Below are 20,954 nucleotides of genomic sequence, written 5' to 3'. Positions count from 1 at the left end.
ATCAGCTCCGCACTGTCGTCACACGAAGTCGAAAACCGGTGGGAGAACGCCGACCATCAACGCCGCCCACATGCCGAAGACGGGAAGGTAACCGGTCTGCCAGCGTTCGGTGGAGCTGAATCCGCGGTGGCCGCGCAGGAACCCGAGAATGAGATGAGCTGACCACGTCAGGTTGACGAGGAGGACCAGGTTCATTCCGAGTGCCGCCACCTTGTTCGGGGTGAAGCCGAATTCCGCGATGCGAGTCAGCATGGCGAACAGCATCAGCAGGTCGACCGCGAGGGCACTGACGACGAGGACGAGTTGGAGGCGGTCGAATAGGTCGGGCGGCAGGTAGGGGTCACGGGCCGAAATCGCGTACAACAGCAATCCCAGGACGACGACGAGAATGAGATCCATGAGGATCAACAGGTTTCGGTCGACGTCGACGACGCTGCCGGTCGTCGCGAATGCCGTCAGCAGCACCAGCAGCATGAGAGTCGTCAGCGGGGTGAACACGCGGGTGAGGACTGGGGCGATGTTCTCGACCACATTCTGCTTCGCCTCCACGAGCCACGCGGCGACGATGACCGCGCCTGCCGCCCCCAACGGCAGCACCCAGTCCTCGATGAACCACTCGGCACTCAGGCCGAGTGCGTCGAACGCACCGATCGTCAGGCCGATGAGGACGCCGCCGCCGAGGGCGAGGAGGGTCAGGTAGACGACCCATTCGCCGGTGAAGCGGATGAAGTCCATTCGCCGCCGGTCCGATCGCCACTGACCGCCGACATACGCTAGGCCGACGGCGAACCACAGCGCGATCGGTGCGTGGATCGCCGCGATCACCTCGGTGGAGCCGTTCGATGCGAACGGGAAGACGTTCAGCAGTACCGCCGCCAGCGCGAACGGCACCAGCAGTACCGCGGCGAGGCGGGGTGTCACCTGCCGCTTCCAGGCGAAGTATCCGGCGAGGAACGGAAGAACGAACAGACTGAGGTTGCGCGCGAGGTCCTGCTCGCCGAGCGTCGCCACGCCTGCCTTGACCGACAGTGCCGCGCCGACGGCGAGCCCGAGAACGACGAACAGCTCACGTGTGGCGCGAGTGCCGTCGCCGTCCGACGCGGCGGGCATGAGGACGAGTTGCTTCCACAGTCGATCGGAGTGCTCGCGAGCGAACTCGCGGGAGATGTCGTCGACGTTGCCCATGCGTTTGACCGCGACCAGGAAGGCCTCGTCGGTCCTCAGCCCAGCGGCGGACAGGTCCGAAATCTGATCACGGAGATGGTCTTCCATCTCGTCGGTGTCGGCGGCGGATATCGCGTGACGGCGCTCGACGTAACCCCGCCACTGGCCGATCTGCGATTCGAGCTCCTTGTCGGTATCCATCACGACCATCCTTGGGCGGAGGCTGGGGGTAGCTGGACGGAGCGCCACACCTGGCTCAGAGCGTCCGCGACGACGTCCCATTGGGCGCGTCGTTCCGCGAGCATCTCCCGGCCCGCAGCGGTGATCGTGTAGTGCTTGCGCCTTCGCCCGCTGTCGGAGGCACCCCACGACGCCGACACGTATCCCAATCTTTCCAGGCGATGCAGGAGGGGGTACAACATTCCGTCGGTCCACTGAATCCGTCCGCCGGACAGGTCGTTGACTCGTTTCAGAATGGCGTACCCGTACGACTCGCCTTCCGCGAGAATTCCGAGTACGAGGGGAGTGGCCGAGGCTGCCACCAGATCTTTCTCGATATGCATAGAACCCCTATCCCTAGATCTGCTAGTCATCAAGCTAGCAGATCGGATCGCGGGTCGGTGCGCAGCTCGCGGAGTCGAAAGCGACAACCTGGGGTTGACGCTTGCTGTGCGTCAACCTAGAGTTGACGCATGGAGAATTCGGATCGCACGACCCCGCCCATCCGACTCGACGAGCTCATCGACGCGATCAAGAAGGTGCACGCCGAGGCCCCGCTCGAGCAACTCACCGACGCGGTCCTCGCCGCAGAACACCTCGGTGAACTGGCCGACCATCTCATCGGCCACTTCGTCGACCAGGCCCGCCGCTCGGGGGCATCGTGGACCGAAATCGGCAAGAGCATGGGCGTCACGAAGCAGGCCGCGCAGAAACGGTTCGTCCCCAAGGATCCCGGGCAGGCCTCCGACCTCGACCCGAATCAGGGATTCAGCCGGTTCACTCCGCGCGCACGACAGGTGGTTGTGGTCGCGCAGAACGAGGCCAGGGCGGCACACAACGCCGAGATCCTGCCCCAGCATCTCGTCCTCGGACTCCTGGCCGATCCCGAAGGGCTCGGCGCCCGGGCGATCGCCGCGCAGGGCGTGAAACTGGATTCGGTCCGGCACGCCGCGACCGCGACGCTGCCCCCCGCCGCCGAGGAGGTGCCCGCACTCGTTCCCTTCGATGCTCAGTCACGCAAGGCGCTCGAACTGACGTTCCGTGAGGCACTACGTTTGGGGCACAACTACATCGGAACCGAGCACATCCTGCTGGCCCTGCTCGAGGTCGAGGACGGGGTCGGTGTGCTCACCGGACTGGGTGTCGACAAAGCTGCCGCCGAGGAGAACATCGCCGCCAACCTCGACGCCATCGTCGCCGCCCGCGAAAAGGAGTGATCCGCGGGGGCTCCGTCGCCGCTGCGGTGCTCAGGTGAAGGGCGTCCCGCCGGTGACGCCGAGTACTTCTCCGGTGACGTAGCTGGATTCGTTCGATGCGAGGAATACGTACGCGGGTGCCAGTTCGGCCGGCTGGCCGGGCCTGCCCAGAGGCACGTCGTCCCCGAACTGCCGATAACCGTCGGCGGGCATCGTCGCGGGGATCAACGGCGTCCAGATGGGCCCCGGTGCAACGGCATTGACCCGGATTCCCCGCTTCGCCACATCGGCCGCCAATCCCTTGGTGAAATCGATGATCCCTGCCTTCGTGGTGGCGTAGTCGAGAAGCCCGGGAGACGGATTCGTCCCCTGGATCGACGAGGTGTTCACGATCGTCGATCCAGGTTCCATGACTGCGACGGATTTCTTGCACAACCAGAACAGCGCGTAGAGGTTCGTGCGCAGGACACGGTCGAACTGCTCGGTGGTGATGTCGGCGATACCACCCGTCTGCACCATCTGAAAGGCCGCGTTGTTGACGAGGATGTCGAGACCGCCGAGTTCACGGACCGTCAGGTCCACGAGATACTGGCAGTGGTCCTCCGACGTGATGTCGCCGGTCGCGACGACGCCTCGTCGTCCGGCCTCTTCCACCAGTCGCACGGTCTCCCGTGCATCCGCCTCCTCCTCGTCCAGACAACTGACCACGACATCGGCACCCTCGCGAGCGAACGCGATCGCCACCGCTCGCCCGATGCCCGAATCCGCGCCGGTGATCAGGGCGCGGCGACCGTCGAGGCGTCCGCTTCCCCGATAGGACTTCTCGCCGTGATCCGGGGCGGTCACCATGTCGGAGGTCAGTCCCGGGTGCGATAGCTCCGGTTGGTGTTCGCGATCGGGGGCGGGGTACTGCGTGGTGGGATCCTGCTGGGCGTACTGGTCGGCCATTCTCGTACCCTTCTTCGTCTTCTGTCGAATCGGCAAGCGGGACTGACAAGTTCGTCGAATCAAAGGCGCTGCCCGCCACGCTTACCCCTTCCGGAGCACCCGGAAACCGGGGTTGCATCCGCTACCGGACGCTGTGCGTCGACAGATCAGGGCAGGGGGCCGGTGTCCGACAGCGCGGTGTTTCCGCGTAGGCCGTGAGCGTCTTTGCCGGGGGAGGCGCCGAACAGGCGGCGGTATTCGCGATTGAACTGGGAGGGGCTGTCGTAGCCGACGTGATGCCCGACGCCGGCGACGTCACCGGGGTGTGCGACCAGCATCGAGCGGGCGTGTTGCAGTCGGATACGTTTCTGATACTGCAAGGGGCTCATGGCCGTGACGGCTCGAAAGTGCCGGTGAAACGCCGATGCACTCATACTGGACAACCGTGCGAGGTCGTCGATCCGCATCGGCTCGGAGTAGTTGTCGCGGATCCAGTGGATCGCCCGGCTGACATGCGCCAGGTCGCTGTCGGCCATCCCGATCTGGCGAATTGTGCTCCCATGTGGGCCGGTGAGCAGCCGCCAGAGGATCTCCTGCTCGATCAGCGGGGCGAGCACGGGCGCGTCCGCGGGGTGATCGAGCAGTCGCAGCATCCGGGCCGCGGCGTCGAGTAGATGGACATCTGCGTCGCCGGTCTCGATCGCCGGCACGCCGGCGGCGCCGCGGGACCACCGTTCGGTGGGGGCCTGCAGCACCAGTGCGGCGATGGCGGCCGGCCGCAGGACCAGTCCCATGGCCAACGACGGCGCGCCCTCGCTGATGTCGATGTAGTGGCCGGTGACAGGCACACTGGCGGTGACGACGAGACATTGCCCCGCCCGGTACTCGTAGAGTCGGTCGCCGAGCAGGAGCCGCTTGCCGCCTTGGGTCATGATCACCAGCAGCGGTTCGGTCAGCGAATACTCCGGCGCCGCCGACTCGGCCGTTACTTTCGACAACAACAGCCCATCGATCGGCGTCTGCAGATCCGGCCGGGCATGGACCGTGATTCCGGCGCGGATCTCGTCCAGGAGGTCGGGGGAGTTGCGCACAACTCACGAAAGCATCCGCGTGGCCACTACGGCAACCCAATCGGGGCGACACGGACAGGATCGTGCAATGCCCGGCGCCGATCGATCTACCGCTGCCACTGCGGTTCGCGTTTCGATGGATGTGCACATTCCGATACCCCAGGAGCAGATCATGCGACTCGATCAGTACGTCACACTCGGCCGCTCGGGACTACGGGTCAGCCCGTTCGCCCTCGGTGCGATGACCTTCGGCGAAGACGCCGGTGGCGCCGGCTGCAGCGTCGAGGAATCCGAGAAGATCCTCGCCACCTACCTCGACCTCGGCGGCAACTTCATCGACACCGCCAACTTCTACACCAACGGCCACTCGGAGAAGATCCTCGGCGATTTCTTCGCCGCCCATCGCGGTCGCCGCGAACGCGTGGTGCTGGCATCGAAGTTCTTCGCGAACCTCTTTCCCGGCGACCCGAACGGCGGCGGTGCGGGCCGCGCGGCCATCATCGCTCAGCTCCACGAAACCCTTCGCCGCCTGCGCACCGATTACGTCGACGTGTACTGGCTGCACAACTGGGACCGCCATACCCCGATCGAGGAAACCCTGCGCACCCTCGACGACCTTGTCCGCGCCGGCAAGATCCGCTACATCGGGATCTCCAACAACCCGGCGTGGGTGACCGCGCAGGCTCAGACCACGGCGCTGTTGCGAGGATGGACCCCGCTGATTGCACTGCAGGTCGAGTACTCATTGCTGGCCCGCACCGTCGAGGGCGAACTCGCGCCCCTCGCACTCGATCAGGGCATGGCTCTGGTGCCGTGGAGCCCACTGAAGAACGGATTCCTGTCGGGCAAGTATCGCCGCGGCACCGAGGTCACCGACTCTGCCCGCACCGCCTTCGTCGGCGGTCCGACCGATGCGGAGTTCGTTGTCATCGACGCCGCCGCCGCAATCGCCGACGACCTCGCGACCACCTCGGCTGCCGTCGCGCTGGCCTGGCTGCGTGCCCGATCCGGGACCGTCGTCCCCATCCTCGGCGCGAGGCGCGTCGAACACCTCACGGACAACGTCGCCGGGCTGGAGGTGACTCTCGGCCCCGAACACCTCCGCATCCTCGACGAGGTCTCGGCGCCGACGTTGAACTACCCGGCGCCGATGCACGGCGAGCAGCGGGCGATGCTTCAGTTCGCAGGCACCACCGTGGACGGGGAGTCGTCCACCGTGTATCCACCGCTGCTGCAGAGCGATGTCCGGTACTGACGGCCCACGTACTGGTGCGGATCACGTGTCCGGCACCGGAAATCGGGAAGGACCAGCGTGATGTCGGCGGGGATGATCCCGAGTACCTCGTCGACGCGGCGTGCGACCGCCTCCGGTAAGTTCTCGCCAGGGCAGGGATGACCGGAACAGCTGTTGGTCCAGACTCCGGGCCATGTCGACTTCCACCGTGCGCGCCGACCGACCAGCCCCTGTCCCTCGGGGTCGATGACGTAGGCGGAAGACGCAAGGTGCAGCGGTGTCGCCGAGGTATGTACCGATGCTTCGGCCACGGTGCCGACCTGGGCGCCTGCCTCGTCGAGCAGCTCTGCGGAGGGGCTCACCCCTAGTTCGCAGGCAATATCCGCCGAACTGCGCGAATCGTGGCGGCCGGGCTCGCCGGATGCCACACCTCGCGATCAGAGTAGGACCAGGCGTACGTCGGACTACCGTCGCAAATGCAGTCGAGTAGCCCCGGCTCGTCGAGTTCGTCGGCCGACCACTCGTACAACTGCTGCAGTCGCGGCCCGATCATGCCGTAGTCCAGCATCTCACCGATGTTGTGCTCAGCGGCGACATACGCCGCGACGTCGTCTCCGAGGGGATGTCGGTCGGGAAGGACCCGAGAAAGGGACAGGAAGATCCCGGTCATCGAGAGACGAGGATCTCCCAGAAGGGGGCCGGCCGGCGCGAGCCGCCCCAGCGCCAGACGCGGCGCCGAGACCAAGGCATGGGCGTAGAGAACACGGAGCAGTACCACGTTGAGAAAGAAGCGCTCGGGGTGGCTCTCGGTGCAGGCAAGGTCGCGATGGTCCAGGTAGGCGGAGGCAATGCTCGCATTGTGGGCCCGGTACCAGGTGCGTGCGGTCGGATCGGCAACGAAAAGCATCCACAGATCGACCGTGTGCGAGGACGGCGTCCCTCCCATTCCGCCGCTCCGGGCGACAGCCTCGCAGCCGTCGCGCATCAGCCGTTCGTTGACCGCTCGCCACCACGGACTGCCGGGCGGCATCGCACTCAGCGGCGCCAGCACGCCGCGACCGATCTGCCAGCGCATGAACGACAAAGCCGCCCGGCGGAACGGCAAGTGCCGGGGCGCGTTGCCGATCGGACCGTGATATGTACGGCGATCAGCTCGAGTCGGGCTGCAGGATCGTCCCGCACATCGTGGACCTGATCGACTGCCCACTCTGCGGCGGAACGTCGAGAAGTCACGCTCCCTATTGTCGGACCCGCCGGTCCGAGGGGGAAGTGTGCGATTTCTACTCGGCCGCCTTGCTGATCGGTTGCCGACACGGAGAGAGGTGCCGCCAAGGACGTAACAGTGGAAGAGCCCTGTGACTGCCTCGATTTCAAATGCAGAAGAGCTACAACACAGTTCCATTCCGGGCTTCGCCGATGCGGCGCCGGATCGGCGAAGCTCCTGGCGGTGTAGGGCCGCGCCCCGAAGACCGGCCGGGCCTGCCGAGGCACAGAAGCCATCGTGCCGAGACACGCGCGGGACTACGGTAACTCCTCGACGGTCACCCATCTCGGGTCTATCCCCGCGCGGAATCCCTTCCACGACGGGTGGCGGAGCCGCCGGTCCAGGGTGAACTCCCGGTACTCGACGGTGCCGACCAGAATCGGTTCCACCCAGCGGGCGTGAGCGGCAAGCTCATCGGGAACATGATCGTCGAAGGGACTGGAAGGGCGCTCGAGTGGCCGGAGCAGCATGAGCGTTCGGCGCCGGTGGGATTCGGTGAAGCCGGAACCGACGTGCCCGACGAATATCAAGCCGACCTGGTCCGCGTGGGCACCGACGATCAGCGACCGCAGACCGCCGCGGCTGGTCGCTTCCCACCCACCGACGATCACCTCGGCGCTGTTGCGTAGCGGAGTTTTGACCCAATCTGGTGAGCGGCGTCCGGGCCGATAGGGCGAGGTCATTCTCTTGGCGACAATTCCTTCGAGACCGTGCTCGTCGGCTAACCGGAGCATGTCCTCGCCGGCGACATCGACCCAGTGTGGAGGTACCCGTAGAGCCTCACCCTCCAGATCGAGGTTCAGGTCGGCCAGGAGTTGTCGGCGCTCGAGGTACGGCCACTGCAGGATCGGCGCCCCGCGGTGCACCAGCAGATCGAAGATGCAAAAGGCGACCGGTACGGCGCGCTGCAGCGCGGGCGGTGGATCCTGGATGGGGGTCCGCTGTCGGAGCAGGTCGAAGCGCGGTCGGCCGCTGCCGGCTGCGGGCGCGACGATCTCACCATCGACTATTACGCCTCGGCCTGGGTTGATCTCGGAGAGTCCGGCGGCGATCTCCGGGTATGCAGCGGTGATGTCGGCGTTGTCGCGGCTGAACAGGTGCACCGCGGCCGGGGTGATGGTGGCGACGGCGCGTACACCGTCGAATTTCATCTCCACCGCCCAGTCGTCTCCACCCGGTGGTGAGCCGAGCGTCGCCAGCATCGGTTTCACCGGGCGGAGAGGTGGTGCGGGCTGATGAGCGGGCACAATGCTGATTCTCCCCCTCGTTCCGCCCCGGCGCGGCATCGCCCGGATCGACGTCAGGTGGATGCCGATCACCCTCGCCACACTGCACATCCCGCCAGAACTGCCGACCGCAGATCACGGGGCCGGTGCGCCTCGTTACTCGGGAAAGTCTGATTCGTGGGTCGCCTGGGCAGGCCACGGCATAAGTGGACGCTCGCCGAATGCGCGGCGCGCCTCGCGTCAGGGCCGCTCGAGGACGACGACGTCGGTATCGCGGAGAGCCTGCCGTTGTCGGCGGGCGATGGCGTATCGCACGGCGGCACTGCGCTGCCGCAACATCTGTGCGTGCGTGGCTGCGAAGTCGTCGTCGAACAGAATCGCTGCGGCCTCGTCACACTCGATCAGCACCCACTCGTACGCCAGCCGGGCCGGGGCAGCGTCGTCGAAGAATGCCGGCATCACCGTGTCGTCGACGAGGTGGAAGGGAATGCGCGCGATTCGGTACTGGAGGCGGCCGAGCGCTCGTGCCGCGGCTGCGACTCCCATGCACTCGATAGTAGGTGGTACGACGTGCACGCGTATCAATTCCGCTGCCTCACAGTCGGACCGGGGTCCGTGTGAGCGGCCCCGCCGCTGAGCCCGCCGACAATTCCGCTGCTGAGGATCGACCCGCAACCAGGTGTGCCGACAATCGGCCGGGTGGTGTAGCAGACAGTGGACAAGCTTCCCGACCACGTCGAGTTCCGTCGGTCTTGACACCCAGCACATGTCGCTGTCCGTGTGCGTGCCATGCACCCCCTTCACCCGCATTCATCAGCCTGCTCGACGACGGGCACGTCGAGCAGGCTGGGCAGCTCGCGTGCTCCGCGGAAGTGCTGGCGGCCCTGCGCGGGCGAATTCCCACACCGCAGGGGAGCGCGGCCTAGGGTCGGAAGCATCAGCGGTCTTCCTCGGCGTCGTAGAAGGAGGTGACAATGTCACCTGCGACCCTGGTGTGTCTGCCGTACGCAGGGGTGGGCGCGTCATTCTTCCGCGATTGGCAGAGTTGTGCGCCGCGGGGACTCGACATCCTCCCCGTGCAGCTACCCGGCCGCGAGGAACGCTTTGGTGAGGACCTGCTCACCTCGGTCGACGCCGCCGTCCATGACATTGCGCCGCGCGTGCTGCCGGTCCTCCGGGAGTCTTCCGGGGTGGCCGTGTTCGGGCACAGCCTCGGTGCGGTCCTGGCCTACGAGCTGGCGCATCGCCTGACTGCCGACGGAGACGTCGCGCTGACCCGCCTGTTCGTGAGTGGATCGCCGGGTCCGGCGACCGTGCGGGAGGTCCGGGCGTCGTCGTTGGCGGATGAGGAATTCCTCGACCGGGTGGGTGAGCTGGCCGGGTACTCCCATCCCGCGCTGGCGAACCCGGAACTGCGCGAGCTGCTGTTGCCCGTCGTCCGGGCCGACGTCGAGATGCACGAAAACTATCGGCCACCACCACGCCCACCGCTGGACGTCCCGATCACCGCCCTCCGAGGGCGGGGTGATCACCTCGTCGGTGCCGCTCAGTTGGCGGAGTGGGCGGCGACGACGACCGCGGGGACGTCGGTGATCGAGGTCGACGGCGGGCACATGTACCTGACCGAGCACCCGCACGCGCTGGTACGGCTGCTTGCCGCGCAGCTCGCCGAGGACGCTCGGTGAGCGCCGACCTCGCCGGAAAGACGGCCTTCGTGACCGGCGCGGCGCGGGGGATCGGCCGTGCCTGCGCCGTCGAGTTCGCGGCGGCTGGGGCCGACCTCATGCTCGTCGACATCACCCGAAACCTGCCAGGGGTGCCGTACCCACTCGGTTCGCAGAGTCAGCTCGACTACACCGCGGAGTTGTGCCGCGAGCACGGTGCGACGGTTCTGACCCAGGCGGTGGATGTCCGCGAGCTCGCAGAGATCACGGCAGCGGTGCAGGTCGCCCACGAACGATTCGGTCGCCTCGACGTGCTCCTCAACAATGCGGGAATCGCCGCACCGTCCGGAAAGGCCGCTCACGACATCGCCGAATCCGAGTGGCGTCTGATGATCGACGTCGACCTCTCCGGGGCGTGGCGGACGATCGCGACGGCCGGACGGATCATGGTCACCCAGCGCAGCGGAAGCATCATCAATATCGCCTCGACGGCCGGGCTCGTCGGGTACCGCCACTTCGCCGGGTACGTTGCGGCTAAGCACGGCCTGGTCGGCCTCACCAAGGCCGTCGCCCTCGACTACGCGCCGAGCGGGGTCCGGGTGAATGCGCTGTGCCCGGGATCGGTGCGGGACAGCAGTGAGTACGAAGGGCGGATGCTGGCGGAGATCGCACGCTCCCTGGGTGTCGGCGTCGATGAGCACGAGTCGGTTTTCGTGCAGGCCCAGCCGACCAACAAGCTCGTCGAACCCGGCGAGGTCGCGGCAGCGGCGCGGTGGCTCGCGTCCGACGATGCGCGTGGAGTCACGGGTTCCGTGGTGACGGTGGACGGCGGTTTCACGGCCCGGTGAGAACGATGGGCCCGTGTCCGCCGGCCCCAGTCGCCGCGCGTCTGTCGACTACGATTGCTTCATGCACCAATCTCCTTGGGGGAGGTCTGGACCGGTGCGCACGGCGTTCGGCCATGCGATGACGGTGCGGGTGCCCCGCGGAGTGAGCTCGGACATGCTTGCGGTGCGGTGGGGTACGGCGTCCCGTCGCTGGTGGGAGCGCGCGACCAGGCCGTCGCGTCTATGGGTGGTGGATGTTCCGGCCGGTTCGGCGTCGGAGGAGGCACGACGCCGGCTTGCCGCCGAGTGCCGGCGGCCCGTCGCTGTCGATGGTCCGGCGGTGCGCGCAGTCGTGATGCAGTACCTCGACCAGGTGGCCGATCTGGTCGTGGTCGCCGATCGGCGTGATCTCGACACTGCCTCGCTCACGCTCGTGTGTGACGTGCTCGTCGGCGTGCGCGACGCCGACACGGTGACCGCGAATCCCGTTGGTCGACATCGGCACGGTCGGGCACTGGGCGGATGGAGCGCGGAGGTACTGCGTTCCTCCCACCCGCTGGTCGCGGCCCGTGAGGATATGACGGCGACGGTGGCCGCTGCCGCCGCGGTGGTGACCGGTAGGCGTGACGACCTCTCCGTGGTCACGGTTCCGGTGTGGCGGGTCGACCGGACGCGGCCGCCCCGAATGCTCGGCGGATTCGAGAACTGGGTCGACCTGGCCTTTCACACTTCCCTGGACCGCACTCTGGTCGAGCTGGCGGAAGAGGTGAAATGCTCACGGCAACAGGAGGTCTCGTGGGAATCCGTGAAGATCGGAGAAATGCGCAGTACGGCAGCCGGGGTGCTGGGGACGGTTACACGTGACACCGGACGTGAGTATCTCCCCTGCCAGACGGCGCCGTTTCCGCTGACACTCGTGCCGGTGGCCGACACCGGCGGACACGCCACCCTGGAGGTCTACGCCGACCCGGTGTCTGTGGACGCCGACACAGCGGCGAGGTTCGGGCAATGGGTCGCCCGAGTGGTGAACGGACTTCGCGATCCGTCACCGCGACGACGTCGTGTGTTCGGTGCGGCGGTGGCACCGGTGGGTGCCGGTGTGCGAGCGCCTGTCTCCGGCGGGAGAATCGAGGATCTCGTCGTCCGGCACGCTCACGAGCGTCCCGACGCGGTCGCGGTGACCCATGGCCGGCGCACATTGACTTACCGTGCACTCGAGGAGCAGTCGGCCTGGATGGCGCGAGGTCTTCACGATCGGGGAGTCGGCCCGGGGGACCGGGTCGGAATCTGTGTGGATCGGTCGGTCGATCTCGTCGTGACGATGCTTGCGGTGTTGCGCAGCGGTGCGGCGTTCGTTCCGATGGACGTGCGGCATCCTCCGGATCGGCTCGCGTACACGGCGCGTGATGCCGGTGTCCGATTGGTCGTGACCGAGTTGCAGGGCGAAGCCCGGTGGGCCGGAGTACCGGCGGTGACGCCGGGGGAGTTGCCGGGATCGGTATCGGGCCCGGGTGAGGTGGATTGGGCTGTGGGAGGCGACGGCGCCCCCGCCTACGTGGTCTACACGTCGGGGTCGACGGGTCGGCCGAAAGGCGTGGTGATTCCGCACCGTGCCGTGCCGGCGCTGATGTCGGCCACCGCAACCGAATTCGCGCCGACTCCCGGGGACACCTGGTCGATGTTCCATTCGCCCGCCTTCGATTTCTCGGTGTGGGAGATCTGGGGCTCGTTGTCGACCGGTGGCCGACTCGTGATCGTGCCGTACTGGATCTCGCGGTCCCCAGTGGAGTTCCACACATTGCTCGCCGACGAACGCGTCTCCGTCCTCAGTCAGACGCCGTCCGCATTCGTCCTCCTGGCCGCGGCCGACCGGGATCTCGAGCCGCTGTCCGCGCTCCGCCTCGTCGTGTTCGGCGGTGAGACTCTCGACCCCCGGGTGGTACTGCCGTGGCTCGACCGGTATCCGGAATCACGATGCCGGTTGGTGAACATGTTCGGGACGACGGAAACCACCGTGCACGTCACCGCGCACACCGTGACGCGGCGCGACGCCCTGACCGGATCGCGCACGGTGGGGAAACCGCTACCCGGCTGGGAGATGGCGGTCGCGGACGAGTTCGGCGATCCTCTGCCGAACGGCCTGACCGGCGAGATCTACGTCGGCGGGGCCGGTGTCGCGCTCGGGTACCTCGACCGTGCCGGACTGACTGCCTGCCGCTTTGTCGCTGCACCCGGCGGGTCCCGCTGGTATCGAACAGGCGATCGCGGAAGAATCTGTGACGACGGCACTCTCGAGCATCTCGGTCGCCTCGACACCCAGGTCCAGATTCGCGGGTTCCGTGTGGAGCTCGACGAGGTGCGGTCCGTGCTCCTCGACGATCCCGTCGTCACGGCAGCGGCCGTGGTGCCCTCGGGAAGGCCGGAAGACCCGGCCGGAATCGCGCTCGACGCCTACGTCGTCCCGGGCGGGTCCGCTGCGGCCGGGGGGACGGAGACGGTCGCAGCGATACGCGAACGCGCGGCCCGATTCCTACCGGAACACATGGTGCCCCGGTCGATCACCCTGGTCGACGCTCTACCGCTCACCATCAACGGAAAGATCGACGTGGCAAGGCTTCCCGCACCCGCCCCGCGGTCTCTGCCGCACAATGTCGTCGAACCGCAGGACGGTGGCCCCCTCACCGATGCGGGAACAGCGCACATGCTCACCGACATCTGGGAGTCGGTGCTGGGAGTCCCGGTCTCGCTGGACGACAACCTCTTCGAGCTCGGGGGGAACTCGCTGTGCGCGATCAAGGCCGACAGCATGATGCGGCGGCTCGGTCTTCCTGCCCTCCCGATGCGGGAGCTGTACCGGCACCCGAGCATCCGCGGAATCTGCGGCACTCTGGCGCGGCTCTACCCGCCCCGCCCGGATAGGTAGTTTTCGACGAGCATGCCGATCGCACGTGCTGGTTTCGGTTGCATCATGTCGTTGTGTCCGCAGTCGACGTGTTCTTCCTGCACGGTGCCGGTAATCGAGTCGCCCCATCCGTCGTGGGGACCGTCCTCAGCGATGAGCAGGAGCGCGTCCCCGCGAAAGACTCTCGGGGCGAATCGCGCCGCTAGCCGGGTCGACCGGTCATATCCCTCGGCGATGCGCCGCAGCTGGTCTGCCGTCATGGCCGCTGCGGGACCGTACGCCTCGCGGAGGCGGTCGCTGGCGTCGGAGTACCTGAGCGGTCGGGAGTTCGCGCCGGGTCCGACGTCGACCCCCAGCCCACGCAGAAGGTCTCCGACGTCCAACGGGTCGGGTTCCGCAATCGGTTCGCCCGCATAGCTGTCCAGGAGCACGAGGGACGCGACCTCCTCACCTCGGTCCTGCAGCTCGGTGGCCATGGCATGCGCGATCAGACCGCCGAGCGACCAGCCGAGCAGATGATACGGCCCCGCCGGCTGGACGGCACGGACCTCGTCGAGGTATCGGTGCGCCAGGTCCTCGATCGAGTCGTACTCGGGACCGCCGCCGAGGGAGGGCAACTGCAGTCCCCACACGGGCCGGTCCGGTGAGAGATGGCGCACCATCCCGGTGTACGCCCAGGCCAGGCCCATCCCGGCATGGACGCAGAATAGTGGTGCGAGCCGGTCACCACGGCGCAGCGGCACGAGAACCCGGAGAGCTTCGTCGGTGGTGGCGGGCACTTCTGTGGCGAGGCGGGCCGCGAGCCCCGCGGGAGTGGGGTTCAGGAAGAGCGCGGGAAGCGGCACCGGCCGGCCCAGTCGCCGCTGCAGGTCCGCGGCGACGCGGACCGCGGACAGTGACGTGCCGCCGAGTGCGAAGAAGTCGTCCTCCACTCCGATCGGGCGGTCCTCGCCGATGTCGACGACTTCCGCGATAGCCTCGACGACGGCCCGCTCCACGGCCGTGGACGGGGCACGGAATCGTTCGGGCCGGGGACCGAACTCGGGTTCGGGGAGGGCCGAGCGGTCGAGCTTGCCGGCCGGGGTCAGTGGCACCTCGTCGAGTACGACGACCGCGGCGGGCACCAGATACGGCGGAAGCTGCGCGGACAACGCCGTGCGCACCGCACTCGCGTCGACGTCCACGCCGGTCGCACCGTGGACATAGGTGACGAGTATCGGTTCCCCGTCCGGTCCGGTTCGCCCGACGGTGGCCGCGAAACCGATGTCCGCGCGCGCCGCGAGGATCGAATCGACCTCGCCCGGCTCGACCCGGAATCCGCGCACCTTGATCTGGAAGTCGGTGCGGCCGAGGTGTTCGAGCGTGAGGTCGGGCCGGGTGCGTACCAGGTCACCGGTGCGGTACATCCGCGACCCGGGGGCGGCGAACGGGCAGGCGACGAAATGGGTCGCCGTCGTGGCCGGGCGGTCGTGGTAGCCGCGGGCCAGACCGGGCCCTGCCAGGTACAGCTCGCCCGGGGTGCCCGGGGGAACGGGATGCAGCCGGGCGTCGAGGACGGCGGCGGTGAACCCGCGGACGGGGCGCCCGATGGTGACGGGTTCCGCCGGTGCCAGTGGTTCACTGACATGCGACCAGATCGTCGTCTCGGTGGGACCGTACGCATCGAGCATGCGCCGGCCGGGTGCCCATCGCCGGGCCAGGTCGGTCGGGCACGGTTCACCGGCGACGACGAGGACCCGCAGCGAGTCGAGTCCCGTCGGTTCGAGCGTGGCGAGCGCGGTCGGGGTTATGAACGCGTGGGTGATCCGCTCAACGGCGAGGATGTCCGCCAGGGCCGACCCGCCGTAGGTCGGCGGGGGTACGAGCACGACCTGGGCACCCGCACAGAACGCCATCGTCAACTCGAACAGCGACGCGTCGAAACTGGGGGACGCGAGGTGCGAGACCCGCGCATCGGGCGTGACGTGGAGGTGGTGACGTTCTTGCTCGAACAGGTTTGCCAGACCCCGGTGCGACACGACCACGCCCTTCGGGGCGCCGGTGGACCCGGACGTGTAGATGAGATAGGCGGGGTTGTCCGTGCGCAGCGGAGCTGTGCGGTCGACGTCGGTCACCGGCGTGGAAGGAAAGTGCCGCGTTTGCGTTTCGAAGTCGGGATCATCGAGCACCAGCCACTCGACCGTGTCGGGCAACTGTGCACGATACCCAGCGACGGTGAGGCCGAGCGCAGCGCCGGCGTCGGCGAGCATATGGGCGATCCGGGTGAGCGGATACGTCGGGTCGACGGGTACCGACGCCGCACCCGAGCGGGCGACCGCCCACACGGCACGGACCCACGCGATCGACCGCGGCAATGCCAGGGCGACGACACCCTCTGGGACGGCACCCCGAGCGATGAGCAACCGGGCGAATTGCGCGGAGTCTTCGCCGAGTTGGCGATAGGTGAGCGCGCGACCGGCGTCGGATACGGCCAGCCGGTCGGCGTGCCGCTCCACCGCCTCGGTCAGCAGGTCGGGCCACACCCGCGCCGGGAGGCCGGGCGGTCCGGAGACAGATGTGTCCTCGTCCTCGTCGCCGAGCGTGAGGTCTCCGACCGGGTGGTCCGGGTCGGCGACGACCGCCGCGAGGAGACGGGTCAGACGATCGGCGAAGCCCTGCACGGTCGCGGCGTCGAAGATGTCGGTGGCATAGGTGAATCCGGCGGCGATCCCGTTCGGGTCACCGGACTCGTCGAACGTCTCGGCGACCACCAGTTCGAGATCGACCTTGACGACGGGCGGCGTGTACTCGGCGACCGTGACCGTCAGGTCCGGCAGTGTGATCTCTGGTCGCTGGACGCTCTCGAATTCGAGTGACACCTGGAACAGCGGTGAGCGGGAGGTCGACCGCGCCGGATCCACGGCCTCGACGACGCGCTCGAAGGGCAGGTCGGCGTGCAGGAAGGCGCCGAGATCGACGTCCCTGGTGCGGTCGAGTACCTCGGTGAACGACCGGGAGCCGTCGACCGGCGTGCGCAGGACGAGTGTGTTGACGAACATGCCGACCAATGGGTCCAGCCGGGGATCGGGGCGGCCGGCGACGGGGGTGCCGATCACGATGTCGGAACTCCCGCTGAGGCGGGCGAGGAGGACGGCGAATACCGCGTGGATCGCCATGAAGAGCGTCGAGTTGTTCTGCCGCGCGAGCGCCGATAGTGACCGGTGCAGGTCCCGTCCGATGTGGAACACGACCCGATCCCCGTGGTGGATGCGGTGGGTGGGTCGGGGTCGGTCGGTGGGGAGGGGGAGGGTGTCGGGGAGGTTGGTGAGTGTGGTGGTCCAGTAGGTGGTTTGGGTGTGGGTGGTGGGGGTGGGGTGTTGGGGTGTGCCGAGGAGTTGGTGTTGCCAGTGGGTGTAGTCGGTGTAGGTGAGGGGTAGGGGTGTGGGGTGGGGTGGTTGGTGGTGGGTGTGGGCGGTGTAGGCGGTGGTGAGGTCGTGGGTGAGTGGGGTGAGGGAGTGGCCGTCGGCGGCGATGTGGTGGAGGACGAGGGTGAGGGTGTGGTGGGTGTTGTCGAGTTGGTAGAGGTGGGTGTGGAGGGGGGTGTCGGTGGTGAGGTCGAAGGGTTGGGTGGTGTCGGTGTTGATGTGGTGGGGGAGTTGGGTTTCGGTGGTGGGGGTGGGTGTGAGTGGTGGGGTTGTGGGGTGGGGGTGGATGTGTTGGGTGGGGTGTCCGTGGTGGAGGGGGTAGGTGGTGTGGAGGGGTTGGTGGCGGTGGATGAGGTCGGTGAGGGCGTGGTGGAGGGCGGTGGTGTCGAGGTGGCCGGTGAGGTGGAGGGTGAGGGGGATGTTGTAGGTGGGGGTGGTGGTGTCGTATTGGTTGAGGAACCAGATGCGTTGCTGGGCGGGCGATAACGGCACGAACTCGGGTTGGGGCCCCGAAGTGGGCACCGGCAGCGGGGCGTCGTTCGAGTCGTGGTCGAGGTGGGTGGACAGGACCCGCGGTGTCCGGTCCTCGAACAAGGTCCGGACGTCGATGTGGGTGTGCAGCGTCGAATTGACCCGTGCCACGACCCGTGTCGCCGTCAGCGAGTTCCCGCCCGCCTCGAAGAAGTTGTCGTCGACACCGACGTGCTCGAGCCCCAGAACGGCCGCGAATGCGTTCGCGATGGTCTCCTCGACGGGCGACGTCGGTCGGTGGGCGGGATCGGCCGGGGAGTCGAACCGGGGATCGGGCAGTTCGGCGCGATCGAGTTTGCCGACGGGGGTCAGCGGGATCCGGTCGATCGGCACGATCGCGCTGGGCACCATGTGAGCCGGAAGTCGTTCGGTGAGATAGGCCGAGAGTAGTGCCGGGGCGAGTTCCGCGGAACCGACGACGTAGGAGACGAGGATCGGGTCCCCGGCGGGTCCGGTGCGGGTGAGTGTCGCGGCGTATTCCACGTCCGGGTGGGCACCGAGGACGGCGTCGACCTCGGCGGGTTCGATGCGGAACCCGCGCACTTTCACCTGGAAGTCGGCGCGGCCGAGGTACTCGACCACCCGACCGCCGGACGTGTCGGCGATCCAGCGGACGATGTCGCCGGTCCGGTACATCCGCTCGCCCGCCGGCCCGTATGGAGCGGCGACGAAGCGTCCTGCGGTCAGCCCCGGCCTCCGGTGGTATCCGCGGGCCAGACCCGGCCCGGCAATGTACAACTCACCCGGAACGCCGTCCGGGACCGGTTGCAGCCGCGCATCCAGCACCACTTCCTCCGCACCGGCGATCGGGCCGCCGATCGTCACGTCGGACCCGGGTGCGAGCGGCGCGCTGATGTTGGACATCACGGTGGTTTCGGTGGGGCCGTAGCCGTTCCGCAGAGCACGGCCACGGGACCACCGGGTCACCAGACCGGGCGGACACGCTTCTCCGGCCGCGAGAATCTCGCCGAACCCGTCGTATCCGTCGAGATCATCGGGATCGGCCGAGGCTAGTGCGGCAGTCGGGACGAAGGCATGCGTCACCCGTTCGGCGGCGACGAAGCGGGACAGCTCCGTGCCGCCGACGATTGTCGGCGGGCTGATCACCAGAGTCGCGCCACAGCCGAACGCCAGTAGATAGTCGAACACCGATCCGTCGAATGAGGGTGACGAGAAGTGGAGCACGCGCGAGTGCCGCCCCGGACCGAGGCCGGCCGCCTGCGCCGCAGCGAGCGTGGCCAGCCCGCGGTGCGGAACCACCACGCCCTTCGGGACACCGGTCGATCCGGACGTGTAGATCATGTATGCGGGATGGTCGGGTCGCAATGGCCGGCGGCGATCGGCATCACCGACGGCGCCGCTCGGCTGTTGTTCGACCATCGTGACCGTCCCGGGTTCGTCCAGGACGAGCCATGGCACCGTGGCCGGCAGCCGCTCACGTTGCGGTGTCAGTGTGACGCCGAGCGCGACACCCGAATCGGCGATCATGTCGGTGATGCGTGCGGCGGGATAACCCGGGTCGATCGGGACGAAAGCGGCCCCGGTCTTGGTGATCGCCCAGACCGCAAGCACGGAGTCGGCGGAACGGGGAATCGCCAGGGCAACGTAGCGCTCCGGGCCGGCGCCACGCGTGATCAGCAGGCGCGCGAGCCGGTTCGACGCCTCGTCGAGGTCGCGGTAACTCACAGCGCGACCGGAGTCTTCGAGCGCGACGGCGTCCGGATCGAGGGCTGCGGCGTCGGTGACGATCGTCGCGAGCGTGCGGGTGGCGGGTGCGGGACCGCCGCGCACGGGCGCGAGCGCACGGAACTCGTCGTCGCCGAGAAGCCGCACCGACGCCACGGTCGTGTCCGGTGCCGTCGCGATGACGTCCAGTGCCCGGCACATGTGGGCCGCGATCGCCTCGGTGTCCTTGCGGCTGAGGAACTCCGGCAGAAACTCGAACTTGAGGTGGAGTGTGGTGTCGGTGGTGGCGGCGAGTGCGAGGGGGTAGTGGGTGGCGTCGGTGGCGGAGGTGGTGGTGATGGTGAGGTCGGTGGGTGGGGTGGTGGTGTGGTGGGGGTAGTTCTCGTGGACGGTGATGGTGTCGAAGGTGGTGGCGTGGGGGTTGGGGATGTGGGTGAGGGGGAGGTGGTGGTGGTCGAGGAGTTGTGTGTGGGTGGTGTGGGTGCGGGTGAGGAGGGTGGTGAGGGTGTCGGTGGGGTGGAGGGTGATGCGGACGGGGATGGTGTTGATGAAGAGTCCGATCATGGTTTCGATTCCGGGGATGTGGGGTGGGCGTCCGGAGACGGTGGTGCCGAAGGTGATGTCGGTGGTGCCGGTGTGGGTGGCGAGGACGAGGGCCCAGGCGGTGTCGATGATGGTGTGGAGGGTGAGGTCGTGGGTGCGGGCCACCGTCCGCAACGCATCGGTGTGCTCCCTTGACAGCGAGACCCGATACTCCTCGGGGAAAGTGGATGGGACGCGGCCGCGTGCGGACGGCACCAGGATCGTCGGTCCTTCCAGTCCGTCGAGGACGTCGGCCCACGCGGCCCGGCTCTCCTCGAGGGACTGCTGGGTGAGCCACTCCAGGTAGCGGCGATACGCGAGGGGTCGAGGCACAGCGCCGGGGTCGGTGTGGTGCTCGTACAACTGGAGGAGTTCGTGCAGGAGAAGGGGCGTCGACCAGCCGTCGAGCAGGATGTGGTGATGAGTGAGGGCGACCTGGTGGTGGGTCGGTCCGTGGGTGATGAGCGTGAGCCGGAGCAGGGGTGGCGCGGTCAGGTCGAACGCGGTGGTGCGGTCGGCGGTGACGATGTCGTGAGCGACCGTCCCGTCGCGCTCGTCGCTGAGATCGTGGTGATTCCAGGGAAGTATTGCAGGAGTGATGATTTGAATCGGGGTGCCGTCGGGAGTGTGTCCGAAGGCGGCGCGGAGGTTCGGGTGGCGGCCGAGTAAGGCGTCCGCGGCGTCGCGGAGACGGTCGGGATCGAGGGGGCCGTCGATGTCGAGGACGAGTTGCACGACGTAGGTGTCGAGGTCCTGGCTGGTCAATTCGTGGTGGAACAGTAGACCGGCCTGCAAGGGGGTGAGGGGCCAGACGTCGGTGAGGGTGGGGTAGTGGTGGTGGAGTGCGTCGAGGGCGGGTTGGTCGAGGTGGACGAGGTCGAGGTCGCTGGGGGTGAGTCGGCCGGCGCCGGGTCGGCTGATGTGGTCGGCGAGGGCGGTGAGCGCTTCGGTCCACAGCTCGGTGAGCTCGGTGACGTCGGCCGCCGGGAGCACACCGGGCGGATACACCCAGGTGGTGCGCAGGATCGGGGCGCCCCCTGACTCGTAGACGTAGGCAT

At 67.8% G+C, this 20,954-nt stretch carries 15 protein-coding genes (1 of these 15 running past the window's edge); 5 read left to right on the top strand and 10 right to left on the bottom strand.

Going from position 1 to position 20,954, the window contains the following annotated elements:
- Window positions 1–18: 18 nt before the first annotated feature.
- Window positions 19–1,365: a permease prefix domain 1-containing protein gene (locus PSR88_RS01165; RefSeq protein ID WP_016881168.1), complete on the bottom strand. Its 1,347-nt coding sequence runs from the start codon at window positions 1,363–1,365 to the stop codon at window positions 19–21.
- Window positions 1,365–1,727, bottom strand: coding sequence for a PadR family transcriptional regulator (locus PSR88_RS01160; RefSeq protein ID WP_009472800.1), 363 nt, complete (start codon window positions 1,725–1,727; stop codon window positions 1,365–1,367). Before PSR88_RS01160 ends, PSR88_RS01165 begins: the two co-directional genes overlap by 1 nt.
- Window positions 1,728–1,856: 129 nt before the next feature.
- Between PSR88_RS01160 and PSR88_RS01155 the strand changes: the two genes are divergently transcribed.
- Window positions 1,857–2,600, top strand: a complete 744-nt coding sequence (locus PSR88_RS01155) for a Clp protease N-terminal domain-containing protein (RefSeq protein WP_009472799.1) — start codon at window positions 1,857–1,859, stop codon at window positions 2,598–2,600.
- Between the two features lie 30 nt (window positions 2,601–2,630).
- Here the strand turns inward: PSR88_RS01155 and PSR88_RS01150 are convergent, their stop codons facing one another.
- Both PSR88_RS01150 and PSR88_RS01145 read right to left on the bottom strand, forming a co-directional pair.
- Complete coding sequence (locus tag PSR88_RS01150) at window positions 2,631–3,527, bottom strand: glucose 1-dehydrogenase (protein ID WP_011593541.1); 897 nt, start codon at window positions 3,525–3,527, stop codon at window positions 2,631–2,633.
- Between the two features lie 146 nt (window positions 3,528–3,673).
- Window positions 3,674–4,597, bottom strand: a complete 924-nt coding sequence (locus PSR88_RS01145) for an AraC family transcriptional regulator (protein ID WP_011593540.1) — start codon at window positions 4,595–4,597, stop codon at window positions 3,674–3,676.
- A 151-nt stretch (window positions 4,598–4,748) separates the two neighbouring features.
- On the opposite strand from PSR88_RS01145, the gene PSR88_RS01140 reads away from it, so the two are divergent.
- Entirely contained in the window at window positions 4,749–5,831 is a 1,083-nt protein-coding gene (locus PSR88_RS01140) for an aldo/keto reductase (RefSeq protein ID WP_029538497.1), read from the top strand.
- Here PSR88_RS01140 and idi read toward each other — a convergent pair.
- From idi to PSR88_RS01115, 5 genes are all read right to left on the bottom strand, one after another.
- Window positions 5,753–6,172 carry an isopentenyl-diphosphate Delta-isomerase gene (gene idi / locus PSR88_RS01135; protein ID WP_192815052.1) on the bottom strand — a complete coding sequence of 140 codons (420 nt, stop codon included), beginning with the start codon at window positions 6,170–6,172 and terminating at the stop codon, window positions 5,753–5,755. The two genes, PSR88_RS01140 and idi, sit on opposite strands and share 79 nt — an antisense overlap.
- Window positions 6,173–6,174: 2 nt before the next feature.
- Window positions 6,175–6,915, bottom strand: a complete 741-nt coding sequence (locus tag PSR88_RS01130) for a hypothetical protein (RefSeq protein ID WP_411755659.1) — start codon at window positions 6,913–6,915, stop codon at window positions 6,175–6,177.
- A gap of 416 nt (window positions 6,916–7,331) precedes the next feature.
- Window positions 7,332–8,321, bottom strand: a complete 990-nt coding sequence (gene ligD / locus PSR88_RS01125) for a non-homologous end-joining DNA ligase (protein ID WP_016881172.1) — start codon at window positions 8,319–8,321, stop codon at window positions 7,332–7,334.
- A 219-nt stretch (window positions 8,322–8,540) separates the two neighbouring features.
- Entirely contained in the window at window positions 8,541–8,846 is a 306-nt protein-coding gene (locus tag PSR88_RS01120; RefSeq protein ID WP_016881173.1) for a hypothetical protein, read from the bottom strand.
- 254 nt (window positions 8,847–9,100) lie between these two features.
- Complete coding sequence (locus PSR88_RS01115) at window positions 9,101–9,238, bottom strand: hypothetical protein (RefSeq protein ID WP_157180088.1); 138 nt, start codon at window positions 9,236–9,238, stop codon at window positions 9,101–9,103.
- Between the two features lie 36 nt (window positions 9,239–9,274).
- On the opposite strand from PSR88_RS01115, the gene PSR88_RS01110 reads away from it, so the two are divergent.
- The 3 genes from PSR88_RS01110 (at window position 9,275) to PSR88_RS01100 (ending at window position 13,714) form a co-directional block, all read left to right on the top strand.
- Window positions 9,275–9,985 (top strand): thioesterase II family protein, encoded by a 711-nt coding sequence (locus PSR88_RS01110; protein ID WP_011593534.1) that lies wholly within the window; start codon window positions 9,275–9,277, stop codon window positions 9,983–9,985.
- Complete coding sequence (locus PSR88_RS01105) at window positions 9,982–10,812, top strand: SDR family oxidoreductase (protein ID WP_011593533.1); 831 nt, start codon at window positions 9,982–9,984, stop codon at window positions 10,810–10,812. Before PSR88_RS01110 ends, PSR88_RS01105 begins: the two co-directional genes overlap by 4 nt.
- Window positions 10,813–10,906: 94 nt before the next feature.
- Entirely contained in the window at window positions 10,907–13,714 is a 2,808-nt protein-coding gene (locus PSR88_RS01100) for an amino acid adenylation domain-containing protein (RefSeq protein ID WP_029538501.1), read from the top strand.
- Here the strand turns inward: PSR88_RS01100 and PSR88_RS01095 are convergent.
- Window positions 13,690–20,954: the final stretch of a non-ribosomal peptide synthase/polyketide synthase gene (locus PSR88_RS01095; RefSeq protein WP_342338029.1), read on the bottom strand. It continues 19,351 nt past the right edge of the window; only the last 7,265 of its 26,616 coding nucleotides appear in the window; its start codon lies off the right edge, out of view; its stop codon occupies window positions 13,690–13,692. The two genes, PSR88_RS01100 and PSR88_RS01095, sit on opposite strands and share 25 nt — an antisense overlap.

The organism is Rhodococcus sp. DK176, assembly GCF_038447315.2.
GTDB lineage: Bacteria > Actinomycetota > Actinomycetes > Mycobacteriales > Mycobacteriaceae > Rhodococcus_F > Rhodococcus_F jostii_A.
This window is presented reverse-complemented; position numbering and strand designations above follow the sequence as displayed.